The 17,992-nt window shown below is 54.3% G+C and carries 17 protein-coding genes; 12 read left to right on the top strand and 5 right to left on the bottom strand.

Annotated elements, in window-relative coordinates; translation table 11 throughout:
• Nucleotides 1–109 precede the first annotated feature (109 nt).
• Nucleotides 110–1,084 (bottom strand): porphobilinogen synthase, encoded by a 975-nt coding sequence (gene hemB, locus ETG88_RS12345; RefSeq protein ID WP_100777467.1) that lies wholly within the window; start codon nucleotides 1,082–1,084, stop codon nucleotides 110–112.
• A gap of 476 nt (nucleotides 1,085–1,560) precedes the next feature.
• On the opposite strand from hemB, the gene ETG88_RS12340 reads away from it, so the two are divergent.
• Both ETG88_RS12340 and ETG88_RS12335 read left to right on the top strand, forming a co-directional pair.
• Nucleotides 1,561–4,335, top strand: a complete 2,775-nt coding sequence (locus tag ETG88_RS12340) for an autotransporter YaiT-related protein (protein WP_129035490.1) — start codon at nucleotides 1,561–1,563, stop codon at nucleotides 4,333–4,335.
• 94 nt (nucleotides 4,336–4,429) lie between these two features.
• A complete protein-coding gene (locus ETG88_RS12335) occupies nucleotides 4,430–5,056 on the top strand; it encodes a helix-turn-helix domain-containing protein (protein WP_129035489.1) in 627 nt (208 codons plus the stop codon).
• A gap of 5 nt (nucleotides 5,057–5,061) precedes the next feature.
• Here ETG88_RS12335 and ampH read toward each other — a convergent pair whose 3' ends face one another.
• The gene (gene ampH, locus ETG88_RS12330) at nucleotides 5,062–6,219 is read right to left on the bottom strand and encodes a D-alanyl-D-alanine-carboxypeptidase/endopeptidase AmpH (protein ID WP_129035488.1); all 1,158 of its coding nucleotides are present in this window, start codon (nucleotides 6,217–6,219) and stop codon (nucleotides 5,062–5,064) included.
• A 204-nt stretch (nucleotides 6,220–6,423) separates the two neighbouring features.
• On the opposite strand from ampH, the gene ETG88_RS12325 reads away from it, so the two are divergent.
• The 3 genes from ETG88_RS12325 (at nucleotide 6,424) to ETG88_RS12315 (ending at nucleotide 9,407) form a co-directional block, all read left to right on the top strand.
• Nucleotides 6,424–6,957, top strand: coding sequence for an isochorismatase family protein (locus ETG88_RS12325; RefSeq protein ID WP_129035487.1), 534 nt, complete (start codon nucleotides 6,424–6,426; stop codon nucleotides 6,955–6,957).
• 114 nt (nucleotides 6,958–7,071) lie between these two features.
• Nucleotides 7,072–8,292 (top strand): peptide antibiotic transporter SbmA, encoded by a 1,221-nt coding sequence (gene sbmA, locus ETG88_RS12320; protein ID WP_129035486.1) that lies wholly within the window; start codon nucleotides 7,072–7,074, stop codon nucleotides 8,290–8,292.
• Between the two features lie 14 nt (nucleotides 8,293–8,306).
• Nucleotides 8,307–9,407, top strand: coding sequence for a DUF1615 domain-containing protein (locus tag ETG88_RS12315; RefSeq protein WP_129035485.1), 1,101 nt, complete (start codon nucleotides 8,307–8,309; stop codon nucleotides 9,405–9,407).
• Between the two features lie 3 nt (nucleotides 9,408–9,410).
• On the opposite strand, the gene ETG88_RS12310 is transcribed toward ETG88_RS12315, so the two are convergent.
• Nucleotides 9,411–9,713 (bottom strand): DUF2755 family protein, encoded by a 303-nt coding sequence (locus ETG88_RS12310; RefSeq protein ID WP_102104329.1) that lies wholly within the window; start codon nucleotides 9,711–9,713, stop codon nucleotides 9,411–9,413.
• Between the two features lie 249 nt (nucleotides 9,714–9,962).
• Here ETG88_RS12310 and ETG88_RS12305 point away from each other — a divergent pair, with 249 nt between their 5' ends.
• Complete coding sequence (locus ETG88_RS12305; protein WP_102104328.1) at nucleotides 9,963–10,199, top strand: DUF2754 domain-containing protein; 237 nt, start codon at nucleotides 9,963–9,965, stop codon at nucleotides 10,197–10,199.
• Here the strand turns inward: ETG88_RS12305 and ddlA are convergent.
• A complete protein-coding gene (ddlA, locus tag ETG88_RS12300) occupies nucleotides 10,196–11,296 on the bottom strand; it encodes a D-alanine--D-alanine ligase (protein ID WP_129035520.1) in 1,101 nt (366 codons plus the stop codon). The genes ETG88_RS12305 and ddlA overlap by 4 nt on opposite strands.
• 108 nt (nucleotides 11,297–11,404) lie before the next feature.
• Between ddlA and ETG88_RS12295 the strand changes: the two genes are divergently transcribed.
• The 6 genes from ETG88_RS12295 to adrA all read left to right on the top strand — a co-directional run bounded on the left by ETG88_RS12295 (nucleotide 11,405) and on the right by adrA (nucleotide 17,097).
• On the top strand, nucleotides 11,405–12,088 hold the full coding sequence (locus ETG88_RS12295; protein WP_129035484.1) for an extensin-like domain-containing protein: 684 nt from the start codon (nucleotides 11,405–11,407) through the stop codon (nucleotides 12,086–12,088).
• A gap of 169 nt (nucleotides 12,089–12,257) precedes the next feature.
• Nucleotides 12,258–13,469, top strand: a complete 1,212-nt coding sequence (locus tag ETG88_RS12290) for a multidrug efflux MFS transporter (protein WP_102104326.1) — start codon at nucleotides 12,258–12,260, stop codon at nucleotides 13,467–13,469.
• A 237-nt stretch (nucleotides 13,470–13,706) separates the two neighbouring features.
• Complete coding sequence (iraP, locus tag ETG88_RS12285; protein ID WP_100777456.1) at nucleotides 13,707–13,967, top strand: anti-adapter protein IraP; 261 nt, start codon at nucleotides 13,707–13,709, stop codon at nucleotides 13,965–13,967.
• Between the two features lie 96 nt (nucleotides 13,968–14,063).
• Nucleotides 14,064–15,479 carry an alkaline phosphatase gene (gene phoA, locus ETG88_RS12280; RefSeq protein WP_129035483.1) on the top strand — a complete coding sequence of 472 codons (1,416 nt, stop codon included), beginning with the start codon at nucleotides 14,064–14,066 and terminating at the stop codon, nucleotides 15,477–15,479.
• A gap of 92 nt (nucleotides 15,480–15,571) precedes the next feature.
• Nucleotides 15,572–15,892 (top strand): phosphate starvation-inducible protein PsiF, encoded by a 321-nt coding sequence (gene psiF / locus ETG88_RS12275; protein ID WP_102104324.1) that lies wholly within the window; start codon nucleotides 15,572–15,574, stop codon nucleotides 15,890–15,892.
• An 89-nt stretch (nucleotides 15,893–15,981) separates the two neighbouring features.
• Nucleotides 15,982–17,097, top strand: coding sequence for a diguanylate cyclase AdrA (gene adrA / locus ETG88_RS12270; protein ID WP_129035482.1), 1,116 nt, complete (start codon nucleotides 15,982–15,984; stop codon nucleotides 17,095–17,097).
• A 16-nt stretch (nucleotides 17,098–17,113) separates the two neighbouring features.
• Here the strand turns inward: adrA and proC are convergent, their stop codons facing one another.
• Entirely contained in the window at nucleotides 17,114–17,923 is an 810-nt protein-coding gene (proC, locus tag ETG88_RS12265; protein WP_102104322.1) for a pyrroline-5-carboxylate reductase, read from the bottom strand.
• Nucleotides 17,924–17,992: the final 69 nt, after the last annotated feature.

Below are 17,992 nucleotides of genomic sequence, written 5' to 3'. Positions count from 1 at the left end.
GCCGAGACAGTAGAAGCACCCGATGTCGTTTGTATGGCAGTTTGATGAAGTTTCGTAGGGGCAGGAACAGGCCGGGCAGGGCGAAGCCGCTACCCGGCACATGGGCGAATTAACGCAGGATTTTCTTCTCGGCCAGATCCAGCGCGAAGTAGCTGAAGATCAGATCTGCGCCCGCGCGTTTGATCGCACCCAGGCTTTCGAGGATCACTTTCTCTTCATCGATCGCACCCGCTTGCGCGGCAAATTTGATCATCGCGTATTCGCCGCTCACCTGGTAGGCACCCAGCGGCAGCTCGGTACGCTCGCGGATGTCGCGCAGGATATCCAGGTATGCCCCGGCTGGTTTGACCATCAGGCAATCGGCACCCTGGGCTTCGTCCAGCAGAGACTCGCGGATCGCTTCGCGGCGGTTGAGTGGGTTCATCTGATAGGTTTTGCGATCGCCCTTCAGCGCAGTGCCAGCCGCTTCGCGGAATGGGCCGTAGAAGGAAGAGGCGAATTTGGTGGAGTAGGACATGATTGCGGTATCGGTGAATCCAGCCGCGTCCAGCGCCTGGCGAATCGCCTGCACCTGGCCGTCCATTGCCGCTGAAGGCGCAATGAAATCTGCGCCAGCTGCGGCGGCAACGACAGCCTGCTTGCCGAGGTTAATCAGGGTGGCATCGTTATCCACACCGTGATCGCACAGCACACCGCAGTGGCCGTGAGAGGTGTATTCGCAGAAACAGGTGTCGGACATGACGATCATTTCCGGCACGGCCTCTTTGCAGATACGCGACATGCGCGCCACAAGGCCGTTTTCCTTCAGCGCATCGCTGCCGGTGGCGTCCGTATGGTGCGAGATCCCGAAGGTCATCACCGAGCGGATGCCCGCGTTGGCAATGCGCTCAATTTCACGCGCCAGGTGTTTCTCCGGAATGCGCATAACGCCCGGCATGGCGTCGATGGCTTTGTAGTCATCGATCTCTTCTTCAACAAAAATCGGCAACACCAGATCGTTCAAACTGAGTGTTGTCTCTTCAAACATAGCGCGCAGCGCGGGGGATTTGCGCAGGCGACGGGGACGTGCAATTAAATCGGTCATGGGATGCCTGATGTCTGTAGAACAATAGCGCATATTGTACCTGAAATGACCGTTCGCTGTTTTACGAAAGTGGTGGTTTTGTTAGAAAAGCGGTGAGAAGTGCAGGGAAAAATGTTGCCAGCAGAGCAAGGGCATCCGGTTATTCTCTATTTGAAAGTAAACTCAGCAAAGCCTTTAATTTATTCATGATATTTCTTAGTGCTGCCATTCCTATTTTCCTGACATATTTCATTGGGCTTAAATATATTAATTAATATGGGTGAAAACGCGTGTAATTCATTGTGTTTATGACGTTTTGATAATTTCTTATTTATATCTGCAGAACTCTTTTTGTTATTTGTCTGGATACGGACTTAATGGAATCATTCATTGAACCTTTTTGAAGTGAGGTCGCATAATTCCCACCGCACGATATTTAGTTGCACTTGTGTTTTTACGGACAAACTTGCTTACGTCCCTGAGGAGGGATTGACTCAATGCAAACATGGAAAAAGAAACTCGCCGTATCTCAAATTGCATTAGCCTGCACGCTGGCTATCGCTTCTCAGGCTAATGCTAAGGACATTTCCGGTACAACATATAATACCTTCGGCTATGACAACACGGTCTCTACTCCCTGGTTTGACGGGTATGCAGACTGGGGATATTCAGACGCCAGCCACGATGGCGATATTTATCCTGTCATCAATAAATCCACCGTGAATGGCGTTATTTCCACGTACTATCTGGACGATGGTGTGGGTGGTCGTGCCAATGCGCTGAGCATTTCAAACAGCACCATCAATGGAATGATCACCTCTGAGTGCAAGTCTGACACCTGCGCAGAGGGATTAGATGCGGACGGTACGATACATTCTCAGTACGATCGTTTCAGCCTGACGGTAGATAATTCCACCATCAATGATACCTATGAGCATTATGCTTATGACGTTGTGAATGGTGATAAAACCGAAACCCATTATCTCGATACCTATGCCGCAGGTAATGCCATTACGCTGGACACTGAATCCGATATCGTTATCCAGAATAACTCCCACGTTGCGGGCATTACCCTGACTCAGGGTTATCAGCAGGTTGATAATACGCCTTATGATGACGTTGAAGGGGTAGCCAATAGCAACCATGTCTTTACGGATACGCTGGTGGTGAAAGATTCCGTACTGACTTCCGGTGCTTACAGCGATCTGGGTACCAACGGTTTTTATGGCCAAAGTGCGAAGCCGAGTGACTATGGCGAAACCAATGCCACAGCGGCGGACGATGCAGCGCTGATCGTTGCATCAAGCGGTGCAGACAACGCCATGCAGACCACCGCGACGTTTGATCACTCCACCGTTACAGGCGACATCCTGTTCTCCAGCACCTTCGATAACAACTTCTTCGAAAACGGCGATCCGGCGACGGATACGACAGACGATGGCGTCTATAACCCAACTACCAACGGCTGGGATGGCACCGATAAACTGGATGTGACCTTAACCAACGGCAGTAAGTGGGTTGGGGCAGCACAGTCCAGCGTTGAAGCTATCGGTACTGCACAGATGTACGGTCTGGGTTATACCGGCGTTGACTGGACTACGCTGTCACCAAATAGCATCTGGCCAGATTCAACCTACGATACTAACGCCCATGTCGCCGGTGAAGAGGTTTATCAGAGCGGCCTGTTTAACATCACTCTGGACAACGCGTCTGAGTGGGACACGCGTAAGCTCTCCAACATCGACACGCTGGCGGTGAAAAACCAGTCACAGGTCAATGTTGAAAACTCTGGCCTGCTGGCTGACAGCATCACCCTCACCAACGGCTCATCACTGAATATTGGCGATAGCGGTGGCGTGGCAACAAACAGTCTCTATCTCGACAGCTACAGCCAGGCTGCGCTGACGGAAGAGACCGCTGAGCTGTATGCCAACACCATTACCGTGGATAACGGTGCGGAACTGGCGCTTGGTCTGGGTCAGGTTGATACGCACAACATGGTGCTGACGGATGGCGGTGTGCTGAACGTGGCGAGCCGTGACTACGTGCTGAATTCCGACCTGAACAACGCTCGTTACGTTACCAACGATAAGAGCAAAGCCGATTACGACTACGGCGTGGTTGCACTGAACTCCGACGGCCACCTGGCGGTGAACGGCGAAGCCGCAGGTAACTACAAAGTGCGTATCGACAATGCGACGGGTGCAGGTTCCATTGCTGACTATAAAGGCAATGAAGTCATTCGCGTCTATGACAACAATACAGACACCCAGGCGACCTTCACTGCAGCCAACAAAGCCGATCTGGGCGCTTACACCTACCAGGCGCAGCAGCAGGGCGACAGCGTGGTGCTGCATCAGGAAGAGCTGACTGACTACGCGAACATGGCGCTCAGCATTCCTTCTGCAAACACCAATATCTGGAATCTGGAGCAGGATGCCGTGGGTAATCGTCTGACCAATAGCCGTCATGGCCTGGCAGACAAAGGCGGCGCGTGGGTGAGCTACTTCGGTGGCAACTTCGACGGCGATAACGGCGAAATCAGCTACGATCAGGATGTTAACGGCGTAATGGTTGGTCTGGACACGCAGATTGACGGCAATAACGCTAAATGGATCCTGGGTGGTGCAGCAGGCTTCGCGAAAGGCGACGTGAGCGATCATTCTGGTCAGGTTGATCAGGATAGCCAGACGGCGATGATCTACTCATCCGCGTACTTTGCTAACAATGTCTTTATTGATAGCTCACTGAGCTATACCCGCTTCAATAACGATCTCTCTGCAACCATGAGCAACGGCCAGTATGTGGACGGTAACACCACCACGGATGCCTGGGGCTTCGGTCTGAAACTGGGCTACGACTGGAAACCAAATACTTCTGGTTATGTCACGCCGTACGCCGCTGTGTCTGGGCTGTTCCAGTCGGGCGACGATTATCAGCTGAGCAACGACATGCGTATGGACGGTCAGTCCTACGACAGCATGCGTTATGAAGCAGGTATCGATGCGGGCTATACCTTCAACTACGGTGGCGAGCAGGCACTGACTCCGCACTTCACGCTGGCATACGTTTATGACGATGCAAGCAACGATGCGGATATCAACGGCGACAGCATCGACAACGGCGTGAAAGGGTCTGCTGTGCGTGTTGGACTGGGCACTCAGTTCAGCTTCACCAAAAACTTCAGCACCTATACGGAAGCTAATTACCTTGGTGGCGGCGATGTTGACCAAAACTGGGGCGCAAACCTGGGTGTGAAATACACCTGGTAATGCCTGAATCGCGGGGAGGTTCCTCTCCCCGCGTTTTTAACTATAACGACAATAATGAAACAGCACCGATAAGTAAGGATAGCTTGAGGTCTGTATGAATCCTGATGCGAAACCCCTTTCTGAATTTAAACGGCTCGAGCAATGTCTGAAAGCCGAGAGCACACCCTTTAAAGCCTCTGCGCATAATATTATTTACCATGAATGCTTCGATAAAGAACAACATACCTTTGTCATACAGACGGGAATAGTGGCAATCCATCGTCGGCCCGACGATCTTCTCCTCGGAATAGTGACAACCCCTTTCATTCTTGGCCTCACGGCGGGAATGATGGAACATCAGCAGGAATATACGATGGTGGCACACTCATCCTGCAGTGGTTTTTATCTTCCGGCCGTCACTGCCCGTCAACTTATTCAGCAATCTCATCTTTGGCATGACGCATTTTGCTGGCTGTCATGGATAAACCGAATATTAGAAAAGCGGGATATGCAGCTGGTCGGAAATAACTCCTACAGCCAGATTCGTGCCATGCTACTGGATATGGCGGAATGGGATGAAACACTGCGTTCTAAAATTGGTGTGATGAATCATATTCAGCGCAGCACGCGTATTTCGCGTTCCGTTGTGGCGGAGGTGTTGTCGGCTTTACGCCAGGGTAATTATATTAATATGAACCGGGGCAAACTGGTTAGCATCAACCGTTTGCCCGCGGAATATTAATTCGATCAGGATGCGGGAACGACCTGGGCTTTATTTCCGCTCAGTTCGGCCACAAGATTATTGATCCCATCACTCATATTGATAAACCGGGTATTTGGCGAGCGGGTGACCACCACGAACGCACCGACATTTGACTGCGGAATCATCGCCATATAGGTGATGAATCCGCCGCCGCCGCCCGTTTTTTGAATAATACCCGGACGTCCATCTTTTGGAGCCATATAGACCCAGCCCATGCCCAGCGCATCGGCTTTGCCTGGAACATCCATGCCAATCACCCGATGAAGCTGATTGCGTTTATAAATCAGGGTCTGCATGCGATCGGCCTGATTGCTGCGGGCGTAGAAATCGGACGAGAGGAACTGCTGCATCCAGCGCATCATATCGCCGGGCGTGGAGTAAACTCCGCCGCTGCCAATCGCTGCCAGAGTGTTATTACACGGGCTTGCCCCTTTCTCCGCCACCATCAGGCGCTTGCACTGATCGGGAGACGGCGTAAAGGTGGTGTCTTTCATCCCTAAGGGCCGTGTGATCTGCTCTTCAAACAGCTGGGTATAAGGTTTTCCTGATGCCGTCGCCAGCGCATCGGCCAGCAGATCGAACGCCAGATTCGAATAGGCGGCCTGAGCACCAGGCGCGGATTTCAGCGTGGCGTTTGTCAGGTAGGTCCAGCGCTGTTCGCGCGTCGGCCAGACGAAAACAGGGCGATGCGCCGCGCCGCCGGGCTGTTCACGCGGCAGGGCGCTGGTGTGCGTCGCCAGATTCACCAGCGTAATCGGTGTCCCCTGATAAGAAGGCACGCGCGACCCAAGTGGTGCGTATTTGCTTAAGGGATCGTTGAGTTTGATCACGCCCTGATCGAGCAGCTTCACCAGCATTTCGCTGGTCATCAGCTTGGTCAAAGAGGCAATGCGAATGACCGAATCAAGCTGTGGACGGACATTGCTGCCAGGACGCGTTTCACCAAAACTGCGAAACACACGCTGATTACCATCAATCACGACCAGCGCCATACCCGTTGCGCCACTGCCGTAATAGATAAGATTGGCGTAGCGGTCCGCGATATCAGAAGCGAAAACAGGTGCCGTCAGCGGCTGGGCAGCCTGGACAGACGTTAGGCTCACCGCACACAGCGCGGCGAAGGAAAGCAGACAACGTTTCAACGAAAAGCATCCATGAAGTGAATGAAAGAAGTAATGCGTATTTATACTACTAAACGGCGCGGTGCAAAGGGCCGAATTGCATAACGATAGCGGGAAAAACGTAACCACGGGTAAATAAGAACAATTTCGTTGCAATCAGTCTCCTGTTTTGTGACATCGGGCTTATGATAGGGGCTGGTATGACTCAATTCTTCGGAGACGGTGATGGCTGAAAAACGTGTGGTGATGGTGGTCGATATGCAGCAGGGCGTGTTTGCGACGCCTCGTATTCAACGCGAACAATGCGTTTCGCGAATCAATCAGCTTACACACGCCGCCGATACGGTGATATTTATTCAGCACATCGAAGCGGGTGGACTGGAGGAGGGGAGCGAAGGTTTTGCGTTGCTGCCTGAACTGCATCAGCCAGCGGGGGCGTTTTATGTCACCAAAACCGCCTGCGATGCGTTCTATCGCACTCAGCTTGAGGCATTATTAACAGAACACGGTATTCAGCAGTTCGTCATCTGCGGGTGTGCAACCGACTACTGCGTGGACACCACCCTCAAAAATGGCGTGAGCCGGGGCTATCACATCACGGTGGCGGAAGATGCGCATACCACCGCACATCGCCCGGCGGCGCAGGCGCAGGTGCTGATTAAGCACTATAACGAGGTCTGGGGCACCCTTAGCGCACCGGGTAATGCGCCCACCGTGAAACTCACCGAAACAATTCTTGCCGGATGGCAGGCGAACTAACCTATAAACCACAGGTCTATTTTTTCTGCACGCGCCGGTGAGCGGCGCGTGGCGGGTTTTTCGTGTGGTATTTTGTTGAACACAGCAACGCCATAACAACAAGAAGGAAGCACCATGTTTAAGTCTTTTTTCCCAAAGCCGGGACCCTTTTTTCTCTCGGCGTTTATTTGGGCGCTGATCGCCGTCATTTTCTGGCAGGCGGGCGGCGGTGCGTGGATTGAGCGCATCACCGGCGCAACGGGCGATGTGCCTATCAGCGCGGCGCGCTTCTGGTCCCTCAGCTATCTGCTGTTTTACGCCTACTATGCGCTGTGCGTAGGGCTGTTTGCCCTGTTCTGGTTCAGCTATGCGCCGCATCGCTGGCAGTATTGGTCGATTCTCGGCACAGCGCTAATCATCTTTGTTACCTGGTTTTTGGTGGAGGTCGGCGTTGCGATCAACGCCTGGTATGCGCCGTTTTACGATCTGATTCAGACCGCGCTCAGTTCCCCGCACAAGGTCACCATCAATCAGTTCTATCATGAAGTCGGGATTTTCCTCGGCATCGCGCTAATCGCCGTCATTATCGGTGTCATGAATAACTTCTTCGTCAGCCACTACGTCTTTCGCTGGCGTACCGCGATGAACGAACACTATATGGCGCACTGGCAGCAGCTGCGTCATATTGAGGGTGCCGCGCAGCGTGTGCAGGAAGATACGATGCGTTTCGCCTCCACGCTGGAAGATATGGGCGTGAGCTTTATCAACGCCATTATGACCCTCATCGCGTTTCTGCCGGTGCTCGTCAAGCTCTCCGCGCACGTTCCGGAGCTGCCGATTGTCGGCCATCTGCCTTATGGCCTGGTGATTGCGGCCATCGTCTGGTCGCTGATGGGGACAGGGCTGCTGGCGGCGGTGGGGATAAAACTGCCGGGGCTGGAGTTCAAAAACCAGCGCGTGGAAGCTGCCTACCGTAAAGAGCTGGTCTACGGGGAAGATGACCCCGAACGCGCCTCACCGCCGACTGTTCGCGAGCTGTTTGGCGCGGTGCGTCGCAACTACTTCCGCCTCTATTTCCACTACATGTATTTCAACATCGCCCGCATCTTATATTTGCAGGTTGATAGCGTTTTCGGTTTGTTCCTGCTGTTCCCGTCGATTGTCGCAGGTACGATTACGCTCGGTCTGATGACACAGATCAACAACGTTTTCGGTCAGGTTCGCGGTTCTTTCCAGTATTTGATTGCTTCATGGACTACGCTGGTTGAGCTGATGTCGATCTATAAGCGTCTGCGCAGTTTCGAACGCGAGCTGGACGACCAGAACTTGCAGGAAGTGACCAACACATTAGGTTAAAACAGGGAGTTGCTATGCCATTTGCCATACGACGCGCGTTACCCTTATCACTGCTGGCCGCTCTCGTGCTGGCCGGATGCGCCGACAAAGGTGCCGCGCCGCTGAAAAAGGGCGAAAAGCCTGTTGATGTGGCAAGCGTGGTGCGTCAGAAAATGCCTGCCAGCGTCAAGGATCGCGACGACTGGGCAATCGTGCTGGCGAAAACCTTCGAGAGCCAGAAGATAGCCCCGACCGAGGAGAATATCTGCTCGGTGCTGGCGGTGGCGCAGCAAGAGTCCATGTACCAGTCCGATCCGGCGGTGCCTGGGCTTAACAAAATTGCCTGGAAGGAGATAGACCGCCGGGCAGAAAAAATGCACATCCCGGTGTTCCTCGTCCACACGGCGCTCAAAATCACTTCGCCTAACGGCAAAAGCTACAGCGAGCGGCTGGATACGGTGAAAACCGAGAAACAGCTGAGCGCCATTTTCGATGATTTTATCGATATGGTGCCGATGGGGCAGAAGCTGTTTGGCTCGCTGAATCCGGTGCACACGGGCGGCCCGATGCAGGTCAGCATCGACTTTGCCGAGAAACATACCCGCGGCTATCCGTGGGAAATCGACGGCACGGTGCGCCAGGAGGTGTTTTCTCTGCGCGGTGGGCTGTGGTTCGGCACTTACCATCTCCTGAATTATCCCGCCAACTACAGCGCCCCGCTGTATCGTTTTGCTGATTTCAACGCGGGCTGGTATGCCAGCCGTAACGCCGCTTTCCAGAATGCGGTAAACCGCGCGACGGGCGCGAAGCTGGCACTGGATGGCGATCTGATTGCTTACGGCAGCAGCGAGGCGGGTACAACCGAGCAGGCGGTGCGCAAACTGGCGATCAAACTGGATATGAGCAACAGCGAGATCCGCCGTCAGCTGGAGAAAGGGGACAGCCTGGCATTTGAGAAAACGGATCTTTATCAGCAGGTGTTTAAGCTGGCGGAGCAGAAGAGTGGCAACGCGTTGCCGAGAGAAGTTTTGCCGGGCATTCAGCTTGAAAGCCCGAAGATCACGCGCAATCTCACCACGGCGTGGTTCGCGAAACGCGTCGACGATCGTCGGGCTCGCTGTATGTCACTGAACTAAACGTCAGTGATGACGGCGCCAGCGCAGCACCAGGGCTATCACGCCGAGGATGGCACAGCCTGCGAGGAACGGAATCAATCCGAAGATGGTGCTGACACCCAAACCAATTTCGACATGCGGTCGGCCTGTGTCCTGGACCTGCATCAGGTGTTCATAAACGCCCGGTGCATGCACCAGCATATTCAGAAGCTGTGACCCCGCCCAGAAACAGAACAGCACAAACAGGGCATAGGCGATGTTGCCGGACGTGGAGGTTCTCGGTTTTCTGCCACCAAAAATCGGCTTCGCCAGTGTAAAGTCTGCCATAAAAACCTCCCCCTATTTCATTCTGGCAATGTGCCAGTCATACAAGGTGAGTCTGACAGGTCATAGCATTTGTCAATATCAGAATCGTGGTAATTTGGGCCAGGGAATGCTCCTGGTTTAGCAATTTATGTCTTACATCACATTTTGCTGACTTAAGTTAAATTGCGACGCATTTAAGATTTTCCGCATCCGCCACAGACCGCATAAGAAAACTGTGAGAGGATATCTTTTTATTCTGCCGGAGTTGCCATGAAGCTGTCTGCCAAACTACGCCGTGACTGGCATTATTACGCCTTTGCGATTGGCCTGATTTTTATTCTTAACGGTGTCGTTGGGCTGCTGGGATTTGAAGCGAAAGGCTGGCAAACCTATGCGGTAGGGCTGGTGACCTGGGTGATCAGTTTCTGGCTGGCGGGCTTTATAATCCGCCGTCGACCTGAAGAGCCGACGACGGAAACGGTCGAGAGCGCCGAAAAAGCGGATTAACCGTTTACGGAGCTTTTCAGGGCGCTGTCAGCAGCATGACGCTCCAGCGCCAGTTCGATCAGACGGGTAATCAAATCCGGATAACTGATACCGCTCGCCTGCCACAGTTTCGGGTACATGCTGATATTGGTAAACCCTGGCAGCGTATTGATTTCATTGATGATCACGTCATTCTCTGCCGTCAGGAACACGTCAACGCGCGCCATTCCGCCGCAGCCGAGTGCCTGATAGGCTTCAATCGCGATCGCGCGGATCTTGTCATTGATTTCTGGATCCAGCACCGCCGGGACCACTACCTGCGCCCCTTTATCATCGATGTATTTGGTATCGTACGAGTAGAAATCACTGTTCAGCACCACTTCGCCACAGGTACTGGCTTGCGGGAAATCATTGCCCAGCACCGCGCACTCGATCTCGCGGCCTTTAATCCCTTGCTCAACCACCACTTTGTGGTCAAATTCAAACGCCAGACGCACGGCTTCGGTGAACTGTGCTTCGCTGGTCACTTTGCTGACGCCAACGGAAGAGCCCTGGTTCGCAGGTTTTACGAAGAGCGGCAGGCCGAGCTGAGAAGTGATTTGGGCAAAGGTGTAATGCTGGCGATTGGCGCGCGTGAGCGTCACAAACGGCGCGATGTTCAGCCCGGCGTCACGCAGCAGGCGTTTGGTCACGTCTTTATCCATGCAAGCCGCAGATCCAAGGACATCGGAGCCGACGAACGGCAGGTTCGCCATACGCAACATTCCTTGCAGGGAACCGTCTTCGCCCAGGGTGCCGTGTACAATCGGGAAAACCACGTCAATCTGCGATAGCGCTTGCGCATTCCCCGCGTTAATCAGCTGGCCCTGCACGACGCCCGGTACGGTTGCAACGCTGATCTCTGATGGATTCAGCGCGATATGCGCCGGATCGTCTGCGTTCAGCAGATACTGACTGGCATCGTTAACGTGCCACTGGCCCTGCTTATCAATACCCAGCAGTACGACATCAAAACGGCTCTTATCAATCGCATCAACGATATTTTTGGCCGACTGCAGCGACACTTCGTGTTCTGCCGATTTTCCCCCAAAAACAATTCCTACCCGCTGCTTCGCCATCTTCACTTTCTTCCAGTCTGACTCATCAAAGGCCATAACATACCACGATGTTCTGTGGGTTTCGCCGCCTTCTGCCATAATGTTTTGAGCTATTGACGAGGAGGGATTGTGCGAGGGAAAAGTGTGCTGGTTTGTCTGATTGTGGTGGGCGCGGCGGTGATGGGCTATCGCTGGCTGCCGTCGTATTACAACCCGTTTACCCCGCTTTCGCTCGACGATCCGCCGGGGAAAATCAGCCAGTTTAAGCTGCGTCGCCTGACGCCCGAAGCCTGTGTCAGTCTACTGGAGCAGGCCAATCAAAAACAGCTCATCCAGACCCAGGCGCTGGCGGACAGTGCCGGAGAGTGCCCGCTCAACGGCGTCGTGCGGGTGCGCAGTTTCGGCCCGGTCTCCCTGAGCAGCAGCTTTATCGCCAGCTGCCCGCTGGCCCTGAGTTCCGCGCTGTTTATCCATCAAAAGGCCCGGCCGCTCACTCAGACGATGATGGGCAGCCCGTTGACGCGCGTGGAGCATCTCGGCAGCTTTGCCTGTCGCAATATCTACAACCGGCCTGATGCGCGTCGCAGCGAACATGCCAGCGCCGAAGCGCTCGATATCAGCGCGTTTCATCTGGCAGACGGCGAGCGGGTGACGGTGCTGCGCGGCTGGCGCAACGACAAAACACAGCCCTGGCTGCGCGCGCTGCTGAGCGCCAGCTGTGATTACTACGGTAACGGGCTTGGGCCGGAGTATAACGCGGCGCACGCCAACCATTTTCACCTCGGAATGCGTGGTTTTGGCCTCTGCCGTTAAAGCATAATTCACCACCAAAAAGTGGATGATTTGTGACTTGTTTCACAAATATGATGACTGGGGAGATAAAACACCAAAGTTGTCGCTGCCGCACCTCTGGCGCTACGTGATGTGACGCAACTTGCTAATCTGTCGGCGAATTCGCCTAAAAATGAAGAGTTTGCCTGTTATGGAATCCTGGAAAGTCAACCTTATATCTGTCTGGTTTGGCTGTTTTTTCACCGGTCTTGCGATCAGCCAGATTTTGCCCTTCCTGCCGCTGTATGTCTCCCAGCTCGGCGTGTCGTCCCACGAAGCGCTGTCAATGTGGTCGGGTCTGACCTTCAGTATTACTTTCCTGGTTTCCGCCATTGTCTCGCCCATGTGGGGCAGCCTTGCAGATCGCAAAGGGCGCAAGCTGATGCTCCTGCGCGCCTCGCTGGGGATGGCGATCGCAATCCTGCTGCAGGCCTATGCCACTAACGTCTGGCAGCTCTTTCTCCTGCGCGGCCTGATGGGGCTGACGTCCGGTTATATTCCTAACGCGATGGCGCTGGTGGCGTCACAGGTTCCGCGCGAGCGCAGCGGCTGGGCTATCAGCACACTCTCGACTGCGCAAATCAGCGGCGTCATTGGCGGCCCGCTGATGGGCGGTTTTCTGGCTGACCACGTCGGCTTGCGCGCGGTGTTTTTCATTACCGCGATGCTGCTGATGGTGAGTTTTCTGGTGACCTTGTTCCTCATTAAAGAGGGCGTGCGCCCGACGGTCAGCAAAGCCGATCGCCTGAGCGGTAAAGCGGTTTTTGCCACGCTGCCCTACCCCGGCCTGATGATCAGCCTCTTTGTGACAACGCTGGTGATTCAGCTCTGCAACGGTTCCATCGGGCCGATTCTGGCGCTGTTTATTAAATCCATGGCGCCGGACAGTAACAATATTGCGTTCCTGAGCGGGATGATCGCCGCCGTGCCAGGCGTTTCCGCGCTGATCTCTGCCCCACGACTGGGTAAGCTCGGGGATCGTATCGGTACGGCGCGGATATTAATGGCGACCCTGATTATCGCCGTGGTGCTGTTTTTCGCGATGTCCTTCGTCACCTCGCCGTTCCAGCTCGGCGTGCTGCGCTTCCTGCTCGGATTTGCCGATGGGGCGATGCTGCCAGCGGTACAAACCCTGCTGGTGAAATACTCAAGCGATCAGGTCACCGGACGCATCTTTGGTTATAACCAGTCATTTATGTATCTGGGGAATGTCGCAGGCCCGTTAATGGGCGCGACCGTTTCCGCGATGGCGGGATTCCGCTGGGTATTTGCCGCTACGGCAGTGGTGGTGTTACTGAACGTTATCCAGCTCGCGATAGCATTACGCCGTCGCCGTCAGAAAATGGCGAATATCGCGACGTAAAGAAGATATATTATGTATTAACCCACAACAGGCGCTGTTTTCAAAAATAATGGCGCCTGCTTTCTACTATTTTGCTGCCACGCAATCAGTTTTTATAATAGCAAAACGTTTCGCTGACGATAAATCATCGTTATTTGCGACATAGCGTGTTTTTTCATAAAGATAATACTTTTCGCCTCTTTGCAATAATCAACCGTAATGATACCGTCAGCAAAAACCTGATAAGGAAATAGCACGATGAAAAATCTCATTGCAGAGTTGCTGGTTAAGCTTGCCCAAAAGGAAGAAGAGTCAAAAGAACTGGTTGCCCAGGTTGAAGCGTTAGAAATCGTTGTCACGGCCCTTTTACGGCAAATGGCGCAGACCGATCAGCAGGCGCTGATCCGAAGTATTGAGGGCGCGCTGGAGGATGCCAGGCCCGACTCTCAAGTGCCGATTCAGGATAGCGAAATGCTACAGCAATACGTAAAAAAGCTGTTGCGGCATCCTCGTAGTTAATCTGTCACAGAATCTAAAAACCTGTCATAGCATTGTCATAAGTTGTGCCTATAGTCGCTCTGTTTATTTTTATGTATTTGTACATGGAGAAATAAAGTGAAACAGAGCGCACTTTTCATCGCATTACTGCCTTTATTATTTACCCCTGCCATTTATGCCGACACCACGAATACCCAGGTGCTGGATAATCGCGCGGCTCAGGGAGATATCACGCAGCCGGGCGGCGCACGCCGTCTGTCAGAAGATCAAACCGAAGCGCTGCGTGCATCGCTAAATGATAAACCGGCTAAAAATATTATTTTGCTGATTGGTGATGGGATGGGCGATTCCGAAATCACCGCCGCGCGAAATTATGCCGAAGGGGCCGGTGGCTTTTTTAAAGGTATTGACGCATTGCCGTTGACCGGACAATACACCCACTATGCGCTGGATAAAAAAACCGGTAAGCCTGATTACGTGACCGACTCGGCGGCCTCCGCCACGGCGTGGACCACGGGCGTGAAAACCTATAACGGCGCGCTGGGCGTCGATATTCACGAAAAGGATCACCAGACGATTCTGGAGATGGCGAAGGCGGCTGGCCTTGCGACAGGTAACGTCTCAACGGCTGAACTGCAGGATGCAACGCCTGCGGCGCTGGTGGCGCATGTGACGTCGCGTAAATGCTACGGCCCGTCCGTGACCAGCGAAAAATGCCCGACCAATGCGCTGGAAAAGGGCGGTAAAGGCTCCATCACCGAACAACTGCTGAATGCCCGCGCCGATGTGACGCTGGGCGGCGGGGCGAAAACGTTCGCGGAAACCGCGACGGCCGGAGAATGGCAGGGCAAAACTCTGCGTGAACAGGCGCAGGCGCGGGGTTATCAGTTGGTGAGCGATGCCGCTTCTCTGGCGGCGATCACCGAAGCGTCCCAGGACAAGCCGCTGCTCGGCCTGTTCTCGGACGGCAACATGCCGGTGCGCTGGGAAGGGCCAAAAGCCTCTTACCACGGCAACATCGACAAACCGGCGGTGACCTGCACGCCAAACCCGAAACGCGATGACAGCGTTCCGACGCTGGCGCAGATGACCGACAAAGCCATCGCTTTGCTGAGCAAGGGGGAGAAGGGCTTCTTCCTGCAGGTTGAAGGCGCGTCGATTGATAAACAGGATCATGCGGCGAATCCGTGCGGTCAGATTGGCGAAACCGTCGATCTTGATGAAGCCGTGCAGAAAGCGCTGGCGTTCGCGAAGAAAGACGGCAACACCCTCGTGGTAGTGACCGCTGACCATGCGCACGCCAGCCAGATCGTGGCACCTGATACCAAAGCGCCAGGCCTGACTCAGGCGCTGAACACTAAAGACGGTGCGGTAATGGTGATGAGCTATGGCAACTCCGAAGGCGATTCCATGGAACATACCGGCACACAGTTGCGCATCGCGGCGTATGGCCCGCACGCGGCAAATGTGGTCGGGCTGACGGATCAAACGGATCTGTTCTACACCATGAAAGCCGCTCTTGGCCTGAAATAAAGCGATCACCCGGCGGAAATCCCCTTCCGTCGGGTGGTATTTTTCCCGCCACGAACCAGACTTACTGTGAACCTTCACAAAAGGATGGTGTTATGAAACTGACTCTTACTGTAACCCTGCTCTCTTCTCTGCTCCTGATGTCTGTGGCGTCCGCCGCCGAAAAAACGCTCACTCCGCAGCAGCAACGGATGACCACCTGTAATCAACAGGCGACAGCCCAGACGCTGAAAGGCGATGCGCGTAAAACGTACATGAGCGATTGCCTGAAAAACAGTTCGTCGAAACCGGGCGAAAAGAGCCTCACGCCGCAGCAGCAAAAGATGCGCGAATGTAACGGCCTGGCGACGCAGCAATCCCTAAAAGGGGAAGACCGCAGTAAATTTATGAGCGCCTGCCTGAAGAAATCCGCGTAGTCCTAACGGGTGAGCGGTGCCAGCGGCTCACCCGAAATTTCATACTTTCCCCACAACACCCGTCTCTATAATTTGGGAAATGTTTCAGAATGTTCCCAAAAATTATGAATGACGATAACTTTTACAATAAAGACGTCACGCGAGAAGAGTGGCCCCAGAACCTTTCTCAGGATGACCACCACCGTTCCGGAATCCGATTTGCCCGGCGGGTAAGACTGCCGCGGATGTTCGGGTTAGCGGCGATGTTTTTCCCTGTCGCAGGCGCGCTGGTCGCCCAGTCTCCGCCTGGCCTCTGGTGGCTGGTGCTGGTGGGCTGGGCGTTTGTCTGGCCACATCTCGCCTGGCAGCTGGCTTACCGCGCCGCCGATCCGCGAGCCAGCGAAATAAAGAACCTGAAAGTCGATGCCATTATGGCGGGGATCTGGATGGGGCTGATGGGGCTGAATGTACTTCCCACGGCGGCACTGACAATAATGATAGGCATGAATCTGATGGGGGCAGGGGGCGTCAAATTGTTCACTGCTGGTGCAACCTTGACGATTATTGCGGCCCTGATCACCCTGAAACTCACCGGTGTCTCTCCCACCTTTACCCTCTCTTCGCAGGAACTCTGGCTGGCGCTGCCGGCGATGGTTCTCTACCCAGTCTATTTTGCCTGGGTCAGCTATCAGACCGCCATCCGTCTGGCAGAGCACAAGCGCCGTCTGGAGCTGATGAGCACCCGCGACGGTATGACCGGCGTGTTTAACCGACGTCACTGGGAAATTTTATTGCGCAATGAATACGACACCTGTCGGCGCAGCCATCGCGAGGCGGCGATCCTGATTATCGACATCGATCATTTCAAGAGTATCAACGATACCTGGGGGCATGATGTGGGCGATGAGGCGATCATTGCCGTCACCCGACAGTTGCAACTAGCGTTGCGCGCCGGGGATCTTATCGGGCGCTTCGGTGGTGACGAATTTGCGGTGATCATGAGCGGCACGCCAGCGGAGAGTGCCATTGCGGCCATGTCGCGTGTCCATGAGCGGCTGGCAACCTTAACGCTACCCTGCGCGCCGCAGGTACGACTGCGGATAAGCGTTGGTGTGGCAACGTTAACGCCTGAATTTGGCCATTATCGCGAGTGGCTAAAAGCCGCCGATGTGGCGCTCTACAAAGCGAAAAATGCCGGACGCAACCGCACCGAAGTGGCAGCCTGACGCCCGGCGCGCGTCATCAGGATTTGCTGAGACTCTCTGATTTTTCCATGCACTTATTCATCGCTTCAATCACCGCCGAGCGGAATCCGCGCTCTTCGAGAACGCGCACGGCTTCAATGGTGGTGCCGCCCGGTGAACAAACCATGTCTTTCAGTTCGCCTGGATGTTTACCCGTTTCCAGCACCATTTTAGCGGAGCCCATTACCGCCTGCGCGGCAAATTTGTAAGCCTGCGCGCGCGGCATCCCGCCGAGCACGGCGGCATCGGCCATCGCTTCGATAAACATGAACACATACGCAGGCGCGGAACCGCTGACGCCCACCACCGGATGGATCATCGATTCGGCAATCACTTCTGCTTCGCCAAAGCAGCGGAAGATGTTCAGCACATCGGCCACGTCTTCTGCTGTTACCAGCGCGTTAGGCGTCACGGAGGTCATTCCTGCATTGACCAGCGACGGCGTGTTCGGCATCGCGCGGACAATTTTTCGGTCGTGGCCCAGGGCGCGTGCCAGCTGATCGAGGGTCACGCCTGCCGCAATGGAGACCACCAGCGTGTCTTTGTTCAGGCTGGAGGTGATGTCGCTCAGCACTTTAATCATGATGTTAGGTTTAACGGCGCCAAAGACGATGTCGGCAATCTGCGCGACATCCTGTGCGCTTTCGGCGGCATTAATGCCGTATTCATCATGCAGCGCGGCAACTTTATCCGGTGACGGGGTATAGACCCAAATCTGCCCTGGCAATACCTGACCGCTGGCAATCAGACCGCCGAGAATGGCTTTTCCCATATTGCCGCAGCCGATAAAACCGATTTTTTTGTCCATCACGTCTCTCCGTTATTATCCGTTGTGAGTTCTGATTTATAGCTTAACAACGAAAAGCAGGCGACAATA

This window comes from Lelliottia nimipressuralis (genome assembly GCF_004115925.1).
GTDB lineage: Bacteria > Pseudomonadota > Gammaproteobacteria > Enterobacterales > Enterobacteriaceae > Enterobacter > Enterobacter nimipressuralis.
This window is presented reverse-complemented; position numbering and strand designations above follow the sequence as displayed.